General features: G+C 44.6%; 11 protein-coding genes. 3 read left to right on the top strand and 8 right to left on the bottom strand.

Features of this window, described 5'->3' with window-relative positions:
- Positions 1 to 439: 439 nt before the first annotated feature.
- A complete protein-coding gene (locus ASG93_RS02395; RefSeq protein WP_056828440.1) occupies positions 440 to 4,564 on the bottom strand; it encodes a carbohydrate-binding protein in 4,125 nt (1,374 codons plus the stop codon).
- A gap of 163 nt (positions 4,565 to 4,727) precedes the next feature.
- Complete coding sequence (locus tag ASG93_RS02390) at positions 4,728 to 5,621, bottom strand: LysR family transcriptional regulator (protein ID WP_056828438.1); 894 nt, start codon at positions 5,619 to 5,621, stop codon at positions 4,728 to 4,730.
- Positions 5,622 to 5,745: 124 nt separating this feature from the next.
- Here ASG93_RS02390 and ASG93_RS02385 point away from each other — a divergent pair, with 124 nt between their 5' ends.
- Positions 5,746 to 6,486, top strand: a complete 741-nt coding sequence (locus tag ASG93_RS02385; RefSeq protein WP_056828436.1) for an SDR family NAD(P)-dependent oxidoreductase — start codon at positions 5,746 to 5,748, stop codon at positions 6,484 to 6,486.
- A 133-nt stretch (positions 6,487 to 6,619) separates the two neighbouring features.
- On the opposite strand, the gene ASG93_RS02380 is transcribed toward ASG93_RS02385, so the two are convergent.
- The 3 genes from ASG93_RS02380 to ASG93_RS02370 all read right to left on the bottom strand — a co-directional run bounded on the left by ASG93_RS02380 (position 6,620) and on the right by ASG93_RS02370 (position 9,783).
- Positions 6,620 to 7,075 (bottom strand): CBS domain-containing protein, encoded by a 456-nt coding sequence (locus ASG93_RS02380; protein WP_056828434.1) that lies wholly within the window; start codon positions 7,073 to 7,075, stop codon positions 6,620 to 6,622.
- A gap of 321 nt (positions 7,076 to 7,396) precedes the next feature.
- On the bottom strand, positions 7,397 to 8,107 hold the full coding sequence (locus ASG93_RS02375; RefSeq protein WP_056828432.1) for a YebC/PmpR family DNA-binding transcriptional regulator: 711 nt from the start codon (positions 8,105 to 8,107) through the stop codon (positions 7,397 to 7,399).
- An 803-nt stretch (positions 8,108 to 8,910) separates the two neighbouring features.
- Positions 8,911 to 9,783 carry an NAD-dependent epimerase/dehydratase family protein gene (locus ASG93_RS02370; RefSeq protein ID WP_056828430.1) on the bottom strand — a complete coding sequence of 291 codons (873 nt, stop codon included), beginning with the start codon at positions 9,781 to 9,783 and terminating at the stop codon, positions 8,911 to 8,913.
- A 334-nt stretch (positions 9,784 to 10,117) separates the two neighbouring features.
- On the opposite strand from ASG93_RS02370, the gene ASG93_RS02365 reads away from it, so the two are divergent.
- A complete protein-coding gene (locus ASG93_RS02365) occupies positions 10,118 to 11,029 on the top strand; it encodes a M48 family metalloprotease (RefSeq protein WP_056828428.1) in 912 nt (303 codons plus the stop codon).
- 133 nt (positions 11,030 to 11,162) lie between these two features.
- Here ASG93_RS02365 and ASG93_RS02360 read toward each other — a convergent pair whose 3' ends face one another.
- Positions 11,163 to 12,005 carry an AraC family transcriptional regulator gene (locus tag ASG93_RS02360; RefSeq protein WP_056828426.1) on the bottom strand — a complete coding sequence of 281 codons (843 nt, stop codon included), beginning with the start codon at positions 12,003 to 12,005 and terminating at the stop codon, positions 11,163 to 11,165.
- 140 nt (positions 12,006 to 12,145) lie between these two features.
- On the opposite strand from ASG93_RS02360, the gene ASG93_RS02355 reads away from it, so the two are divergent.
- The gene (locus ASG93_RS02355) at positions 12,146 to 13,828 is read left to right on the top strand and encodes an acyltransferase (RefSeq protein WP_056828424.1); all 1,683 of its coding nucleotides are present in this window, start codon (positions 12,146 to 12,148) and stop codon (positions 13,826 to 13,828) included.
- Between the two features lie 343 nt (positions 13,829 to 14,171).
- On the opposite strand, the gene ppsA is transcribed toward ASG93_RS02355, so the two are convergent.
- Both ppsA and ASG93_RS02345 read right to left on the bottom strand, forming a co-directional pair.
- On the bottom strand, positions 14,172 to 16,766 hold the full coding sequence (gene ppsA, locus ASG93_RS02350) for a phosphoenolpyruvate synthase (RefSeq protein WP_056828422.1): 2,595 nt from the start codon (positions 16,764 to 16,766) through the stop codon (positions 14,172 to 14,174).
- 343 nt (positions 16,767 to 17,109) lie between these two features.
- Positions 17,110 to 18,300, bottom strand: coding sequence for a ThiF family adenylyltransferase (locus tag ASG93_RS02345; protein ID WP_056828420.1), 1,191 nt, complete (start codon positions 18,298 to 18,300; stop codon positions 17,110 to 17,112).
- Positions 18,301 to 18,401: the final 101 nt, after the last annotated feature.

Here is an 18,401-nt window from a genome sequence, read left to right as displayed (position 1 = left end):
CTAACCGCGATAGCCTATCTATCTTCACGAAGGTGTTCGTCGCCTACCCCTAACCTCCAAAAATTGTAAATAAAGAGTGACACTTAGAGGGGCAGCTTTTTCATGGATACATTGCAACCATCAGGGCAGGCTTCCACTAAAGGGAACGTAGAGACTCTATTTACGTGAAATATGCTCTAATTCAAGAAACGAGGAACGTAGCGACGCTATTCCATTGTTTTTAGCTTCGAATAGCACAAATTTCATCAAATAAAGCCCTCTCGTTCCGCTAATTCAATTTTCAGCGCATTTCATCCACTTTAGAGGCTTGTCGTTCCGTTAAGAACAACTCTAACCAAAAAGGACCTCCCCTATTGGCGGAAGTCCTCATGGATACATCTTCTAGATAGATATCCCTCAGGGTCTATAACCCTTTTGGGACAGCCTCTTATCCTTACAGCTATTTACTGGCATTTTTGATCAAGTAATCGATGTCGGCGATGAGGATCACTGAGAATTCTTTGGTGATCTTTTTGTCGGTTAAAGCTTCCACAAAGATGCGCAGCGCCTTTAATTGGCGGACAGTCACTTCTTTATTGTTGCTACGAATAATCGCTTCCACTTTGGTAAGCAACTCCTTGCCTTTGTCTGAAATCGTTATCGAACCGTTCGCAACACCGATGTTGATGAGATCCATGAAATGATTGGCATCGATCTGTACCTGTAGCGTATACGTATTCGCCGTTACATTGCCGGCCATATCCGCCCCGGTGATCTCGATCACATGGTTTCCAACGGCTAAAGCTGCAGGAGCAGCTTTGATTGGATTGCCCACAATTTTCTTATCCAATTGAACGGAGCTATTGCTTACACCGCTTAACGCATCCGTGATCTGAACAGGCAAGCTCAACGAATCTGTTTGCCAGATGGTTAATGGATCGGTTATTCGGACAACGGGTGCTGTGCGATCAATGCCGACAGTCGCTTGCTTAGCTTCCTCCACATTACCGTATCGGTCCTTCGAACGATAATGAATGCTGTATACACCTTCCTCGGATAGCGTTACAGGTCCGTTAACCGTTACCCAATTTCCACCGTTCAGCTGATATTCAGTCAACAGTAATCCGGTGCCTCCTGGCTGATCCGCTGCGTTAAATGTCATAGTAATGTCTTTGTTGGTAAAGGTTCCGGAGCCGCTGATCCCATCGAAGACGACACTCGTGGCAGGGGCAATTGAATCAAGCTGAAGCTTAAACAATTTAGACTCGGCCGGCTTCAGGGTTACGATCATCTTACCGCTCACCTTATCCTCGGTTCCTGCCCATAAATCCGTTCGTAGATAGTTACTGATGCCATTCAATCCCGCACGGGCCAGATCGATGGACTTCGTCGAAGAGGAAGCACCGTTGTAATTGAAGACAGCCACATAATACGTACCATTGTCGTTCAGTACGAACGTATCGGCCGCATTTGCTCCAGAGTTCCCTTCGACCGCTTCAAAAGCTTTACCTAGTAAAGCAACTCGGTTAATTGCCTTGTTCGTCAACAATTCGTTCATGTAGGCTTGAGCGCTCTCATTACGAACGTCATCGGAATCCAAGAATACTGTGCCGGAAATAACGGCAGAATTTACTCTGCTGCGCGCTTCGTCCAAGGAACTTGCCCTCGACAACGCCATATGATCTGGGTCCGTGTACGGGTAAATCGTACCATTCTGCCACCAACCATAGGTGAGCGCGTTCAGCTCATATTCCGTTTCACTGATTTTGCCATACACATCGCAAGAGATTCGACGGCTGTGTGCATATTGACTGGGGAATAACGGCGCAATCGATTCGCTAATGAACATGCTGCCGTCAATGACACTGTTCACGTAGGCCATCCCTTGGTTATAAGCTTGAATACCAGTAGTCACGGTTGGGTCAGCATGCTTCCCTTCCAAAGAACCGTGCGTTAAAAAGTCCAATTTGATATAAGTGAAACCTAAAGCCTTAAATTTGCCCAAATAATAATCCATTCGTGCCTTCGTGCCCGGATGAGTCGGATCAAGCGCATAGGCGCCGTCCAAAGTAGGCAAGATTTTCCCAGTGCTATCCTTCAATACAATGTCTTCGTACGTATATTGATTGTTCGTACCCTCGACAGTTTGACTCATATTATTGCCCCAGTAAACGAAGGGTCCCCAATAAATACCGGCTTGCTGACCATTTTGACGGATGGTTGCCACCGCATTTTGCAGCTGGGTATCCGTTAAATTATCCCAATAGGAGTCCAAGTTAATGTAGAGTGCACCTTTGTTGTTAAAAGAATTGTTTTTAAGGTGTGTATTGAAGTAATTCGACGTATCTATGACATCTTGGTAGGTGAGATTGCTGCCGAAGGCCCCCCAACTGTTCCAGCCCACCGGAACTTCTTGGGCAACAGAGCCATGGAAGCTTAATGGCGGAGTGAACACGGCGTTCGCACGTCCATATTCCTCAAGACCTGAACGGTAATCGGCAAAATAGCCGACAAACACGGTTGGTGATGTTAATTCAGTACCAGAAATGCTTCCATGAGGCACAGCGTCGTGCGTTATGTTGGAGGATGCTCCGCCATACACCGTCAGGTTATTCAATTTGTTATTAAAACCGTTCCATGTAATACCCGTCTTCCACGTATCGTGAGTGACGGAGCCGATCACGATACCATTCCGATTCGCGTTATCATAAATAGCCGTTACTTCATAACCCGTGTTCGAAGTGTTGATCGTTTGGGCCTTATACCGAATCCAATTATCATTATCAAATGGGACAAATAGCGCTCTGTTATCCGCATAGCTTCCAATATCCACACCGCCGCTATTGCTCACGACGACAGGAGCAATATTATTTGTGGTCATAGATGAAGCATTCACCGCTTTTAATTGAGTCAGGAAGAAGCTCTTTCCTTCATACACGGTATAGATTTGATGAAGCGCAGGTTTACCAGGCGATTCGTTGATGACAGTAAACCGAAGCCCAGTACCGAAACCGTCATGAACCGGGACGATCGCAGCATCCGATAAGGTATGATGGGTATAACTCTTGCTGGTGACTAGTTCGCCTAATTGTAAGCTGCCGTATACGCCTTTTACAATTTTGGCATCCTTCCAGGAATAATCCGCCAGACCGCTGTCTGTATGATACGAAATGGTCGTCTCACCGTTCGAAAAAGTCGCGCCATACGTATAATGCGTTACGGTGATGGAACCGTACTGTTTCGACTCGCCAGGATCGCCAAGACTTCCGCCGACGTTATCATCTTCGCCAGGAACCGGTTCAATCTTGGGACCGACCACGATTTTATCCAAATCCGGGGAGTAGCCGTTGCCGTCAGCAAACTGGATCGTATTGCTGCCAGCCACTAAAGCTAAAGGAATTACGTACGTACTCACCGTGTTCCAGTCAGGTGTTTTCGGAAAATCATACGTTTCAGCGGCTCCGCCGTTTATACTGACTTGTACAGAACGAGGATCGCCGGATATATAAGAAACCGTTACTTGATAATTCCCGGTTGATCCCACCTCGACATCATTAAATCGCAGGGAGCTGCCTTGATATAAATTGCCGACTTTTTTGCCAGCAGAACAGCTGCTGCAACTCGAAATGCTTGCCTTGCCGGTCAGTGTGTTAGTAGAAGACTCCGCTTCATACGTAACAATTTTGGGCGTTACTGCAATCTTGTCGATATCAGGGGAGTAAGCATTTCCGTCAGACAAGATGATCGTATTGCTGCCCGCCGTTAAAGAAAGATCAACGTCAAATGTGCCGACCGTATTCCAATCCGTCGTTTTCGGCAGATCAAAGAGCTCGGACGCCCCTCCGTTCGCACTGACTTGAACAGACCTGGGATCGCCGGAAATATAGTACAGTTTCACCGTGTAGATACCGGGTGCATTCACTTGGATTTGATTGAATTGTAACGAGCTTCCTTGATACAGATTGCCGACTTTCTTACCTCCTGAACACGTGCCGCAATTGGACACGGAAGCTTTGCCAGCAAGCATATTTTCAGCAGACTCCGCCTCGTAATATTGGACGTATGTCGGCTGCTGCGGTTCGCTTCCGCCTCCTCCACCGGGAATTGTAGTGGGCGCTACAACGATCTTGTCAATGTCCGGCGAATACCAGTTACCGTCGTCGAACACGATACCATTCGTACCGGCATTTAATTGAAGCGTGACATCAAAAGTGCCAACCGTGCTCCAGTCAGCCGTTTTGGGAAAATCGAAATTTCCCGCAATCCCCCCATTTACACGGATGTTCACGGAACGAGGATCGCCGGATATGTAAGAAACTGACACCTTATAGCTTCCAGCTTCGCTCACGGTAATTCCATTGAATTGCAGCGAGCTTCCTTGATAGAGCCCGCCTACCTTCTTTCCGCCCGAGCATACGGTGCATTCAGCTACGGATGCGTTACCGCTTAAAACATTAACCGCGGCTTCCGCTTCATAGGTTTGACTTTCCGCATACGCTGTTTGGACGCCAATACCCGCATTGGTTGGGACCGTCATAAACAAAAGCATGAATAATGCAACCCATTTCGCAATCCTTTCTCGCATAAAATCTCTCCTTCTACAATATAATTACATTCATGTCCATTATAGGAATGAAATCAAAGAGATCTCTACACGATTATTTTCAGAAATATAACGATAATTAACGGTCTTTGTAATTTGCTAGCAAAAAACCCACAGCAACGGGCTGAGGGTCTGAGTTTTTGAGTCAATCAGGGAATTGTTCAAGAAGTTCTTGCTTCAGAAATTGGTAAAGCTTTGAGCTTGCCAGTTTCAACGGATATTCCGATGGCTTGGAGAGAATGCCGAAAGTCATGTCTATAAGGTTGCCGCTCATAGGTCGAATCGTGGTACCTGCAGGAACTGGTTTCAAAATAATCTCTGGCACAAGGGCAATACCAAGTCCGCTTTCGACGTAATATTTCAAAGCTGTCATACTGCCAATCTCCATAGTATCTATTGGAATGTTCCTCGATTCCTGCAATACCATCTCAAGTTTTCTGCGGTAAGGACAAGTTGCTGACGTGATGAGCAGGCGATGTCCCGGAATATCCTCCGGCGCAATAACCGCTTTTTGGGCAAGTGGATGGTTCTCAGGCAGCAAGACCACAAACTCTTCCTTAAATAAGGGTTCAAAGATGAGCTCGGATCCCAGATCCGGTGCCGAACAAAGAGCCAAGTCAATATCCCCTTTGAGAAGCCGCTCGCTCAACGTTGGCGTGTTCGCAAATTCCACAGAGATACGAATTTTCGGAAATTGTGTTAAAAACCTCTCTAAGATTGCAGGTAGCCGATAACTGGCAGTTGGCTCCGTCACCCCTAAACGGATATTCCCGCTTTCGCCTAATTTCAAATCCGACAAGTTCGTTTCTAATTGCTCTATATTTTTTACAATTTGCAAGCTCTGTTCGTAGAACAGTCTCCCGGCTTCGGTTAAGCGGATTTTTTTTGCCCGTTCTATAAGCTGAACGCCCAAGTCGGATTCAAGCTTTTGAATTTGCATCGTAACGGTGGATTGCACATAATTCATTTCATCAGCTGCACGGTTAAAACTACCGTACTTTACAATCATTTGAAACGTTTTTAATGTTTTGAGATCCATCGTAATACCTCTAGCTCCGAGTTCATTTTTTTTGAACATATCAATCAATTAATTCAATTATACAAATATAAACTAGCAATATACAATCATTAATATCATAGTGCAGCAAAAGGAGATGACTAATATGGATTTAAAAGACAAAGTGGCATTAGTTACTGGAGGAGGTACAGGGATCGGAAGGGCTACTTGCCTGGCACTTGCTGAGCGAGGGGCAATCGTCGGTGTGAACTATTCGCGTTCTAAAGCCGATGCGGAAGAAACAGCACAAATCATTAATTTAAATGGCGGACGAGCAATTGCCGTGCAAGCCGATGTCTCTCAAGACAAGGAAGTCAGGGAAATGGTTGATACCTTGGTACAACAATTCGGAACGATTGATTTGCTTGTGAATAATGCCAGCATTACACGACATATCCCCTTTGATGATCTAGAAGCAGTAACGGAAGAAGTATGGGACGAACTTTATGGTGTTAACGTTAAAGGGATGTTTAACTGCGCACGAGCTGTTGCCCCTTATATGAAAATGAATAAACAAGGAGCGATCGTCAATCTCGGCAGTATAGCGGGACAAACAGGATTAGGCTCCTCTCTTCCATACGTCGTATCCAAAGCGGCAATTCACGGTCTTACGAAATCGTTAGCACGAGCCTTAGCTCCAGATATTAGAGTCAACTGCGTTGCACCGGGAGCCGTCGCGACAAGATGGTGGGCTGGAAGGGAAGAACATATGAAGAGGTTAGCTCCTAACCTTCTGCTGCAGCGCATTTCAACACCTGAAGATATTGCTCAATTTATCTGTGCAGCCTTGGAACAAGAAGCAATGACAGGTCAGATCATTACTGTGGATAGTGGACAAACGTTATAATCAATTAAAAACAAGGAGCAGCTGCAGTCTGCTCCTTGTTCTTTGTATACACCCTCTATCTTGCCTATGATCACCCCACCTGCTGAGGGATTTTTTTCTCATTGCTGTATTTTTTCTTCTTTCGTTAGTGCCCTTATAAAATGGATTGGAAGGAATGCCGAATAACATCGCCCCTGCTGATTATTCCGACAAGTACGCCTTGCTTAAGAACCGGCAGTTTTTTTATTCGCTTTTTACCCAATATGGCAGCAATTTGCTCAATATCCTCATCGGAGTCTACGGCAATCACCTTCTTTTGGGCGATTTTCATGACATTCAAAGGAAGCAAGCTGCGAACTCTTTCATGAAACTCTTCTTTATCTCCCTTGATGACTGCTGTGTAGAAATAAGTACCAAAGACCTGGTCCTCATGCTTTCCGATATAGCGCATAATATCTCCATCACTAAGGTAAGCGACCACTTCATTCCGATCGTTAACAACGGGAAGCCCACTGATTCTGTGTTTAATAAATTTCTCAATCACGTCGCGTACAGTATCGCCTTCTTTTACTTTGTAGACTTGACGAACCATGATTTCATTTGCCTTAATGACGATTCCCCTCCTGTTTGTATGACGAAACTATATACTTGCATTATACAATTAAATGATGTAATTGGTCTTTGGAAGATCATCAATTGTTAGGAGTATGATGCTTCCTCTGCTTACCAACTTCAACATAGGTCCCTTAATAAGGCAGACAGATCTCGTAGATGGATCCATATTGAAATGGCTGTCATTAACAAGAACTTTCTATTTAAAAAACTCGATCAAATTCTCGTTAACTATGGTAGCATTCAAAAAAAGACTGGTTCCTGTTACGTACAGGAACCAGCTTTTTTCGTTGTTCTATGAGACCAATTTTCTTTTTGGTTATTCCACGTTATGATACACCTGTTGCACGTCCTCTAAATCTTCCAAAGCATCAATCAATTTATCGAATTGAGCTTGACCTTCTTCCGATAAGGTGACGTTGTTTTGAGCTAACATCGTCAGTTCAGCAATGGCAAACTCCGTGATTCCAGCCTTTTTGAATGATTCTTGAACAGCATGGAACTGCTCCGGATCAGCGTAAACCATCACGATGTCATCCTCTTCAGTAATGTCACGAACGTCTACATCCGCTTCCAGCAAAATTTCCATGATGTCATCAATGCTCTTGCCTTCAATACCGATGACAGCCGTAGCATCGAACATGTAAGCGACTGAGCCGTTTACACCCATATTACCGCCATTTTTACTAAATGCTGCACGTACGCTTGAAGCAGTACGGTTCACATTATTCGTGAGAGCGTCCACAATGACCATCGCACCGTTTGGTCCAAAGCCCTCATAACGAAGCTCCTCATAAATTTCATCTGAGCTGCCTTTTGCTTTATCGATGGCGCGGTCAATAATTGCTTTCGGCACATTATAGGTTTTTGCCCGTTCGAGTACAACTTTCAGAGCACGATTCGCTTCAGGGTCCGGTTCACCCTTCCGAGCTGCTACATAAATTTCAAGGCCGAACTTAGCATAAATTCGACTTGTATTTGCATCTTTAGAGGCTTTCTTCTCTTTAATGTTATTCCACTTTCGGCCCACGATTGATCCCACTTTCTATTATTATTTCATTATTATAATAACCCATTTTCATTCTAAATGGAAAAAAATTTGCATCATTATTCACGTACTCATGTTTTTCGTTGTTGAAAACATACCACGGAGGCGCGGGACTGACTGCTGAGAAGTCGATTTTCGACTTCTCACGCTCTACCGGCGAGCTTCCGCTCGCGGAGCTCTCGCTGAAAGCGCGCTTTTCGCGCCTATTGGTTCGGTGGCGCTCGAATAAGCGCGGTTTCCGCGCTTACACAGGGCGGACGCGCTGGACTGACTCCTGAGAAGTCGACTTTCGACTTCTCAGGCTCTACCGGCGAGCTTCCGCTTGCGAAGCTCTCGCTGAAAGCGCGCTTTTCGCGCCTATTTGTTCGGTGGCGCTCGAATAAGCGCGGTTTCCGCGCTTTCACAGGGCGGACGCGCGGGACTGCCTGCTGAGAAGTCGATTGTCGACTTCTCAGGCTCTACCGACGAGCTTCGGCTCGCGGAGCTCTCGCTGAAAGCGCGGTTTTCGCGCCTATTGGTTCGGTGGCGCACGAATAAGCGCGGTTTCCGCGCTTACCTAGCGCGGAGGCGCGGGACTGACTGCTGAGAAGTCGATTTTCGACTTCTCACGCTCTACCGGCGAGCTTCCGCTTGCGAAGCTCTCGCTGAAAGCCAGTCGAATATCGAAATAACGAAAATTAGCACAAAAAAGGCTTACGCATACAAGATACAAGCATAAGCCTTTTAAGTGGTTGTGCATCCGTCATTCGACACCTAACCAACGGTACAGCTTCTTTGAACGACTATCACATTGCTGGGATTTCAGAAGGCACCTTCAAGTGTGTTACATCGATCCCCTTCTCATCACGTGCTTTTAAGTCTTTTAAAAAATCAAGGAAGCCATAACGAGGTTTCCATCCAATTGCCTTTTCAGCTTCAGAAAGGTCATGTTGTTCCACTTGCTCGGGCAATTCGATTTCGTATTTATTTAGCAAATCAATTGCGCCTGGAACCTGTTTCTCACACCACTCTGGTCCATAATTTTTGAAGTCTTGGACTACATCTATCGGCATGCCATGATTCGTATGAACAATTGTACGAAAAAGCCCCACTTTTTTCTCCAAAACCGCCTTGACAGAAGCAACTGTAGCTTCAGCAACATCCCTTCTATCCACTCCATTACGAAGCAAACGTGCTCCGAATTCTAAGTAGGGGCGAGGTATGAACTCATGGTAACGAAGCATAGCTATTGATGCACCGGTCATTTCATGATAAGTCTTACACAGATCTTCCCCAATTACTTTACTTACGCCATAGACCGACCACCATCCATATGCCATGGAAGAAGCATATACAATAGATTGAATCCCAGCTTGTCTGCATGCTTCCAGAACATGGAATGTCCCATCCACATTTACAGCAAAAATCGTTTCATCGCTAACGGGTGGGTTATGTGCACAATGCCATGCTGCTAGATGAACAACCGCATCCATGCCATTTACCGCTGCACGTACATCACCCGGGCTTCTCGTGTCACACCTAACGAATTCGATTTCTTTCAAATCGTCCACACTTGGAGGGATAACATCTGCCATCCTAACCGAAAAACCGGCTTGAATTAATGCTCTGCAGACAGCTTGACCACCATTGCCGGCAGCACCGGTAACAAGAACTTTCATGATTTCACACCACCTAACTTCGTATTTAGGTTATCTATTCGTCATCCTCAATGATACACCTGCAATTGGATAAAATAACTAGTTTAGTATTTTTTCAATTTTGCTAAACCTCAATACTTTCCATTTATTTCATGTTATTATGTCAGTATCTAAGAACTAGGAGGAATATCTAGAATTTTATGAAATCAACTCTACATTCTCTAGCTTGAAATTGTTGACTTTACTTGCTTCTTCATTTATCCATTTAGTTAGTTTATGCTTCTTCCTATTAGGACTTTATTTAATTAAAAGTGATTTTTCGAATGTACTCTTTATCCTATTAGGCATATATCTAATGGTGATAGCTTGGATTACCCGTCCGAAACCAAATAAGCTTCCTCATCCTCCTCTCGCTAGAGAGCATTATCCAAACTTGTACAAGATGACTGATGAAATCTCATCCGTATTAAATGCTGATAAGGTTTATGGAATTATTATTGATGAGAAATTTAATGCCTCATTTACTCAAATTGGTTGGAAACAGAAGAAAATACTTCGTTTAGGGTTACCCTTGCTGTTCGTTTTAAATAAAGATGAACTTGTTGCTCTCATCTCCCATGAAATCGCTCATGGAATAACTGGTGATCTCAATAGAGGCTTATGGGTTGGTTCGGCAATTAACACATTATCTTCTTGGTTTCAAATCACAAATCCGGACAAGATTTTTGATACACAATACCGTTCTGGTGCATTTTTTATGATTTTTGCCAATATAATTCTGCTTCTAGTATCAAAGATTTTGTATTTACTCTTGTACTTACTTTGCCATCTCAATTGGCGTGACTCTCAACGTGCTGAATATTTGGCAGATCAATTTGCGGCCAAAACAGCAGGAAAAGCAGCAATCCTTTCGCTGCTAAATAAGCTGCATCTCCAAAATTTATTTGAATTCACTATACTTAAAGTTATTAACACAAAGAGAGAGGGTCATTTTTTTGAAGATTTTGTTGAGCAAGTCTTAACGATACCTGGAAAAGAACTAGAAAGGATAAAAAGAACAGAGCTTTTAGATAACTCATTTTTAGATGCTACTCACCCACCTACTGGTAATCGGATTACTTATATAAACTCTTTGGATCTAGACCAACCTGAACATATTATTAAAAATGAGACCTATCAGCTCATTATGAAAGAGATGACAAAATTACATGGATCAATTGAAAAAAGTATATTGGAAGATTATAAACTCAAATACCTTCAATATTAATTTTCTGACAATAAGGTGTCCAATTACTTGTTCGATTGAGAAAAACGAATTATAAGTCTTGAGATAAACGTATCATATCCCTGCATTGTATACCGTTTTCAAAAATTGACAGATATTCACCAACTCAACAACTCTAGCGTTTCCCTGAATCTCTATACACCGACGGGGCATTCCCCGTCTTCGACTTAAACATTTTGCTAAAATGAAACTCATCTCCGTAGCCACAAGCCATCGCAATATCCCTCATCGACATATCCGTAAACACCAGCAGTTGTTTTGCATGTCCGACCCGAATCGACTGAAGATACTGCTTCGGTGTTTGCTGAAGCTGCTTCAGGAACATCTTACGCGAATAGGATTCAGAAATTCCGAATCGATCGGCAAGCTCACTTAGCTTGATATTGGCTGAATAATGGGTCTCCAGATAATTTTTCATGTGTGCAAAAGCTTCTTTGGCTGGGCGATCTTCCATCTCCTCTTCCTTGATCTCATGAAGGAACTGTATGAGCTCGAGCAGCTTCAGCTGATCCAGCAGCGTTCCTCCCTGATCACCAGGTATCCAGCCTTCGATCAGACTTTGAAAAATTTCATTTACATTCTTCGTCTGCTCGCTTGTGAACGTTCTCAAGAATGGAAAAGGCAGCATAGAAAGCGGCTCTACGCTCCCCCACGCTCTCCGTCTATACGGCAGATAGCCAATATCCGTTAGTACCATGAGTATCCTTACAGGATTCTCCGCATCCGTTTTCATGTTGAGGCGAAAGCCTGGTTTCAGGTAGGCCAGATGCCCTTTTCGAACCCGATAGGACTCCCCTTCTTCATCTGTAAAAGTCCCCTCTCCACCCGCAATCCAATAAAAGGTATGCACATCCGTTGTTTGCCGAATATCCGTCCAACCAGGCATTGTATGTTTATCGAACACCCATAACACACGCAGTGCCAGATTGTTTACTGCTATCCCTTCCATTAGTTCCATCACTCACTCCCCAATTAACTTTACTCGATTGTAGCATAGGAAGGAGCGTTTTTTACAAATGAAAATAACTGTTTTCGCTATTCTATTTGATTTATTAAATCTGATACATTAAGAAAAGAACATCCTTAGGAGGAGACTTTATGGATAAAACACTAGAAAGTTCGCAGCTTTGGCAGGATGAGGAACTTGATTATATGCCCTGGATACGGACTACGGAAGATCAGCGCCAGAGGCAAAAAGAATGGCAGCAATTTCTTGCAAGCAGGTACGACGCGGAGTTTGGAACGAGCAGCTATGTTTCTCGGAAAGCTCATTTCTTTCCTGAGCGATTTGCCATCGGAGAGAAAAGCTACATCGCGGGAGGCGCAACGGTTCGCGGGGAACTTATTCAGATCGGCAGCAACAGCACAGTCAATGCCTATGCGATCGTTGCCGGCCGTGTTCAGATCGGTGACGGGGTCCGCATTGCGTCACACGTATCCATCTTCGGTTTCAATCACGGTTATGAAGATACGACGCGACCCATCTATCAGCAACCTTCAACCACGGAGGGGATCATCATCGAGGATGATGTATGGATCGGCGCGAATGCAGTCGTGCTGGATGGCGTCACAATTGGCGCCCACAGCATTGTTGCGGCTGGGGCGATCGTCACCAAGGATGTTCCGGCTTATGCCATTGCCGCTGGCAATCCCGCCAAAGTCATCCGCAACCGCTTAGAGGGAACCCGTACGTCCGCTGCGCCTTCTTCAGATCTGGAGAGCGCTTTGACTGCTTTTGGGGCGAAAGTGAAAGCGCAGCATCAGGAGATGCTCGCCTATTACTACGTACAAACAGAGGATGGACAAATCTACTTGGATAAGTCTGTGCCCAGTACCAAAAAAACAGTCCGCGCATGGTGCGACGCTATCGAAATCGCTGCCTTGTTCGACTCGCTGCCACCCGGTTTGAGCAAAGAAGAACTTATCACCAAGCTGCGCGGCTTCCAAGATCCAGTAAGCGGTCTATTACCTGATCCTTGGAATCCTCCAATGGCTGACAATGATCCTTCACGGTTGACGGATCATTTGTCCCGTTATCACCTTTTGGCCGTTGGCTACGCTTTGGAACTGCTGGATGCAACGTTGCCCTATCCTATTCGTGCCGTGGAGGAGCTGAAAGGTGGTCCACTTTATAGCAAGTTGGAGTCGCTACCTTGGAAAACTAATGCCTGGTCGGCCGGCGATTGGATTGACTGCTTCGGGACTGGGGTTTACTTAAATCAGAAGCATTGCGGCGGCAAGCTGCCTCATGATTTGTTCGGTTGGCTGTATGCCCAAGCGGACCCGTTTAGCGGCATGTGGGGACTGCCAACTCCTGAAGAGCAATGGCTGCAGCCAGTGAACGGCTTCTACCGGCTGACCCGTGGAACGTTCGCCCAGTTTGGGCTGCCGCTTCCCTACCCTGAAGCGGCCATCGATACGATTTTGGCGCACAGCCGCAACCGCAAATTTTTCCGACATGATTTGGGGAACGCTTGCAATGTCCTTGATGTGATTCACCCTCTGTGGCTATGCGCAAAGCAAACCGATTACCGCAGATACGAAGCCGTGCAATGGGCAAAGGAGCAGCTAAATCGGGCGCTTGATCAATGGGTTGATGGCGAAGGCTTCAGTTTCGAGCTGGAGCGCTCGTTCCATCCGGGCCTGCAAGGAACGGAAATGTGGCTGAGCATTATTTGGCTGCTGGCCGATCTATGCGGCTACAGCTCGCTGCTTGGCTACAAGCCAAAGGGCGTGCATCGACCAGATCCAGCTATTCAGCTTCAGCCTACGTGGAAGTAGATCAGTCGATTTTTTCATAAAAGAGGTAGAAAGATAGAGACGGATGGCCTTGTAAAAATACTTTTCTAAACTAAATTACCCGTTTAGCTTAATCGTAAAAGTCTCCACTTTCCTACGATCCGTCGGGGATGAGATAATGTTCTTGTCACCCGACATTTGTCTTCTCATATATTGTTACACATTATATTATGTGTTTTTTCGATCATCAAATAAATAAGTTCTTAAAGCCTAAGATGGGTAGATAAAAGGAAGGACGAACAGGGTAACCGCCATTTTATCCATGACAGGTTGCATTTAATTACCGTCCATTATGACAGAGGCTCTTACTTGACGTATTCAGCCATTACAATATTTCGATATACCCTTCTGTTCCATGTACGCGAATTCGTTGCCCATCTTTTATCAGTTTGGTAGCATTCTCCACCCCAACAACTGCTGGCAAGCCATATTCACGTGCGATAACTGCTCCATGGGTCATCAGTCCACCAACTTCGGTGACTAGTCCTTTAATGGATACAAACAATGGTGTCCAGCCAGGGTCAGTAAAGGAGGTAACTAATATATCTCCATCTGAAAGAGCAGCTTCTTCCATGTTTAAGATGACACGTGCTCGTCCTTCTATCACTCCGGAAGAAACAGGTAGACCTACAATCGCATTGGCTGGCAGATTCTCTCGTTTGTACTCACCTGCAATGATTTCACCATCAGACGTGATTACACGTGGAGGAGTTAGTTTTTCAAAAAATTTGTAATCGTCTTTTCGTTTGTTGATGATCTGATAATCAAGTTTGTTTGTGCGGACGACTTCGTGAAGTTCTTCAAAAGAGAGATAGTAGATATCTTCTTTTTCATGAATAACGCCCGCTTGTACGAGCTGTTCGGCTTCTTTCAGTAAAGCTTGCTTATATACGAAGTAGCGATTAATCATGCCGTATTTTGGATATTCACGATAACCGATGAAATTCCGGATTAGGCTGATCATTCGTTTTGTTTCTTTGGCTTTTTGTTCACTATCCGGTAATTGCTTCAATCGATCTATTAACTCTTGTTCTTTGTCCAAAGCTTCCTGGCGCCCTTGCTCAAATTTTCGATGGCCAGCATTAGGCTCAAAGTTTTTGATGTTACCCAGAATCATGGGGACAAGTGTAATTGGTTTTTCGCTCCAACGAGTTTTCGTAATATCGATTTCTCCGGCACATCGCATCCCGTATTTATTGAGATATGCATATATAGCGTCTTGAATTTTCTGTCCACCATCAAACTTAACGAGTTCATCCAAAAAGTTATCATCTTTTACATGCTGCAAAAAATCAATTACTTCTTGATAAGAACGAACCACATCTGCGACATCCAATAGCGCCAGACCCATTTCCGAAGTAATATTGCCCGGTACAGATTGAGAAAGAGTATCTGCTGCGTTTTTTTCGCCTAACCACTCGTTCATGTTTTCATTGATCCATGATGTAGCATTTATAGCAGCCATAAACACAGCCGAACTTTGTGGGTCAAATAAGATCTTCTTTAATTGCTGGATATCTTCCAGGATAAAATCAAACAAATCCGATCCCGATTTCACTTGGATGTTTTGTTTTAACTCTTCTATCGATGTTTGACTACGCTTAATCAAATCAGAAACGATTGTCGGATCGTTCTCGAATTGTGCCAGCATATCTGTATTACTTCTGCCCGGAATCGGTGCTGTTTGATCATTTGGTAACAATTTTATAAAATCTCGCTCTATTATGGTCATGAGTGCGCCTTTTATGAGCGGATCGGATCCCACGGTATTTAATAAAGTTTCCCGGCCGACAGGTGTAGCCAGCCTGGGTGCAACATCAACAAACAACCTCCCACCGGCTTTACGCATAGGTGCAGGAGTAATTAACAGGTAAAAAGACAATCCCAATGGTTTTATGGGAGCTGTCATCATTTGTTGATGACCAACAGATAGATAGACGTGATTTTTTTGATCATTCGCTTCAGGGATCGGGTATAAAGTAGTGATCGGCCGACTCTGGACAATATAAAATGTATCATCAGTCAAACACCATTCGATATCTTGCGGGCAGCCAAAATAAGCTTCGATCTGTCTTCCGATGCGTGCCAGTTGTAAAATTTGTTGCTCAGTTAGTGTTTGAGACATCTGCTGATCAGGATCGACCTGCTTTGTCTCTGTTCCGCCTTCTTCCCTTCCATAGATAGCCAATTTTTTGGTTGCGATCCTCTTCTCGACGATTTCCTCTTCCTGTACTTGATAACAATCGGCAGATACCAAGCCAGAGACCAGCGCTTCTCCAAGTCCAAAACTGGCATCGATGGATAGCAGCTTTCGGTTAGAGGTTATTGGATCAGCGGTAAATAATATCCCCGAAGCCCGAGGGAAAACCATTCTTTGAATGATAACGGATAAATATACTTGACTGTGGTCGAATCCATTTTGCATACGGTAGATTACCGCGCGATCCGTAAATAGCGAAGCCCAACATTTGCTGATATGCTGCAAGATCGCATCTTTGCCGATGATATTTAAATAAGTATCTTGTTGACCGGCAAAAGAAGCATGCGGCAAATCTTCAGCAGTCGCGCTAGAACGCACTGCATAAGCATGTTCCTCGCCAAATTGGGAGAGATAGTGAGCAACTGCTTTCACAACATCGGAAGGGATTTCTACTTCCGTAACGATTTGTCGAATCTTCCTGCTGATTTCACCAATTTGGTCTCGATCCTCTACCTTTAGCATGGTTAGTCGATCCAACAAAGCATGATACGTTTCGTTTTGTTCGATGGCTTTTTGGTACCCCACTGTTGTAACACAAAATCCTTCCGGTACTTGTATCCCTTGAATTTTTGATAATTCCCCTAAATTCAATCCTTTTCCGCCAACGAGCCAAAGCTGCGTTTTTTCCATTCCCTGAAAACCGAGAACCAAAGTACTCATTCAACATCTCTCCTCACCATTAAATTGAGAAAAAACAATTGACAAGAGCTTACCGGCATGGTATATTCAAAGTGTAAGATGCAATAATTATGCCGATGTAAATTGTCAAAGTCGTAATCAGATTATATCATCGTGTCTGTTTATATGCAATATAAAAGAACCTGATAAAATACTCAGGTTCTTTTTTGATTTCCCGCTATCAATAGTCACATCAACAACAATGGTTCGAGCCGAACCCCTCAAAAATACCATTTCCCTTGCCCAAACGACAATAATCTTTTAATTAGTTGCCAATCCTGTTGTTTTCACCGTTTTAACCGGTTTGATTTTGATTTTTTTCAAGCTAATAACCTCCTCTGCATTTTTGGGTTGATTCTTCCAAGTCACGAAAAAACCGGAAAATAGGTTCCTTACCCTTGCCATGACCGCATGTAGGGCAATCCGGGGATGGGCTGGAGAAGTCCATCTTGATTTGCGTTTGAAAGGTCTCGAAATGAATGGAAACCACTTTTCCTTCCGATTGCGCAGCATTCGCCCTTGTGATCATGCGCACCACTTCCCCGCACACCATCCCGGTTAAAAGCATGTAATTAGGCGCTATTGCTGTGCTGGGCATTTTAAAGCCGGAGGAGACATAACTCTGGATGAATGGGAGATAGTCCTCATCCTGCCGGCTGTGTAAAAGATAATTGCAATCCAGGCAGCCTGTTTTTCCAGGGACGACGGTATATAGCTGCCCTTCTACAGCATTCACCCCACCACCGATAAAAGGAATGCCGTGCTTTACGCAAGCCTGATTTACCCAACGTTCCAACAAAAAATGAGGCTGATCTGCGGAAAGCACCACGAAGTCGCTATCAGCGATGGCATTTTCCGCATCTTCGGTTGATCTTATTTCGCCCGGAATACATTCCAGTTCCATCCGGGAATGAAATCTGCGGATAAAATCCTTCGCCGCATCAATCTTTCGTCTGCCGATATCCTCTTCTTTAAATAACAGCTGTCGGTTCAAGTTGCTCAATTCAACGTTATCAAAATCGACAATTCGAACGTTTTCGACGCCTAGACCTGCAAGGTTAAACAGCACGCCCGAGCCGAGGGTTCCGACGCCGATAACGGTTATTTTCGCATGTTTGAGCCCTCGCTGCATCTCCCAAGGACTGTTTGCTAGTCTGGAAGCGGAAGTAAAATAGTTCAAATTCGCTTTATACCTCTCCAGCTCCGTAGATGAAAAGCTGCCGTATGCGGCTGACGCCTGGTTATCGAGCAAACCGATAGCATCAAGCGCGCTAATTATCTCAGAAAGCTCTTCTGCTGTAACCGTTGTATCGAGGCTCTGGAGTTCGGCCAAAATCTGATTGATTGTTTGGGTTCCATCCATCCGCCCAATAAGCTGCTGAATGAACCCGTCCTCATCTTCTATTTCAACAGCACGATCAGGAAAAAGTTCGCCGACGCGAATCAACCCTTTTTCCTGTTCCCTGATAAATACCGTTTTTTTCACCATCGGCTTCAAGGTCATATTCAAAGTCACGTTCTTCCCTCCGATTTCCCTGATATTTCTTACAGGGACGTAATAAGCGGGTAGCCATAGATTGCCAAGGCTCCCCTGCCTATTACCTGCTGTTCTTTGTG

The sequence above is a fragment of the Paenibacillus sp. Soil787 genome (genome assembly GCF_001429545.1).
In the GTDB taxonomy this organism is placed as follows: Bacteria; Bacillota; Bacilli; order Paenibacillales; family NBRC-103111; genus Paenibacillus_E.
This window is presented reverse-complemented; position numbering and strand designations above follow the sequence as displayed.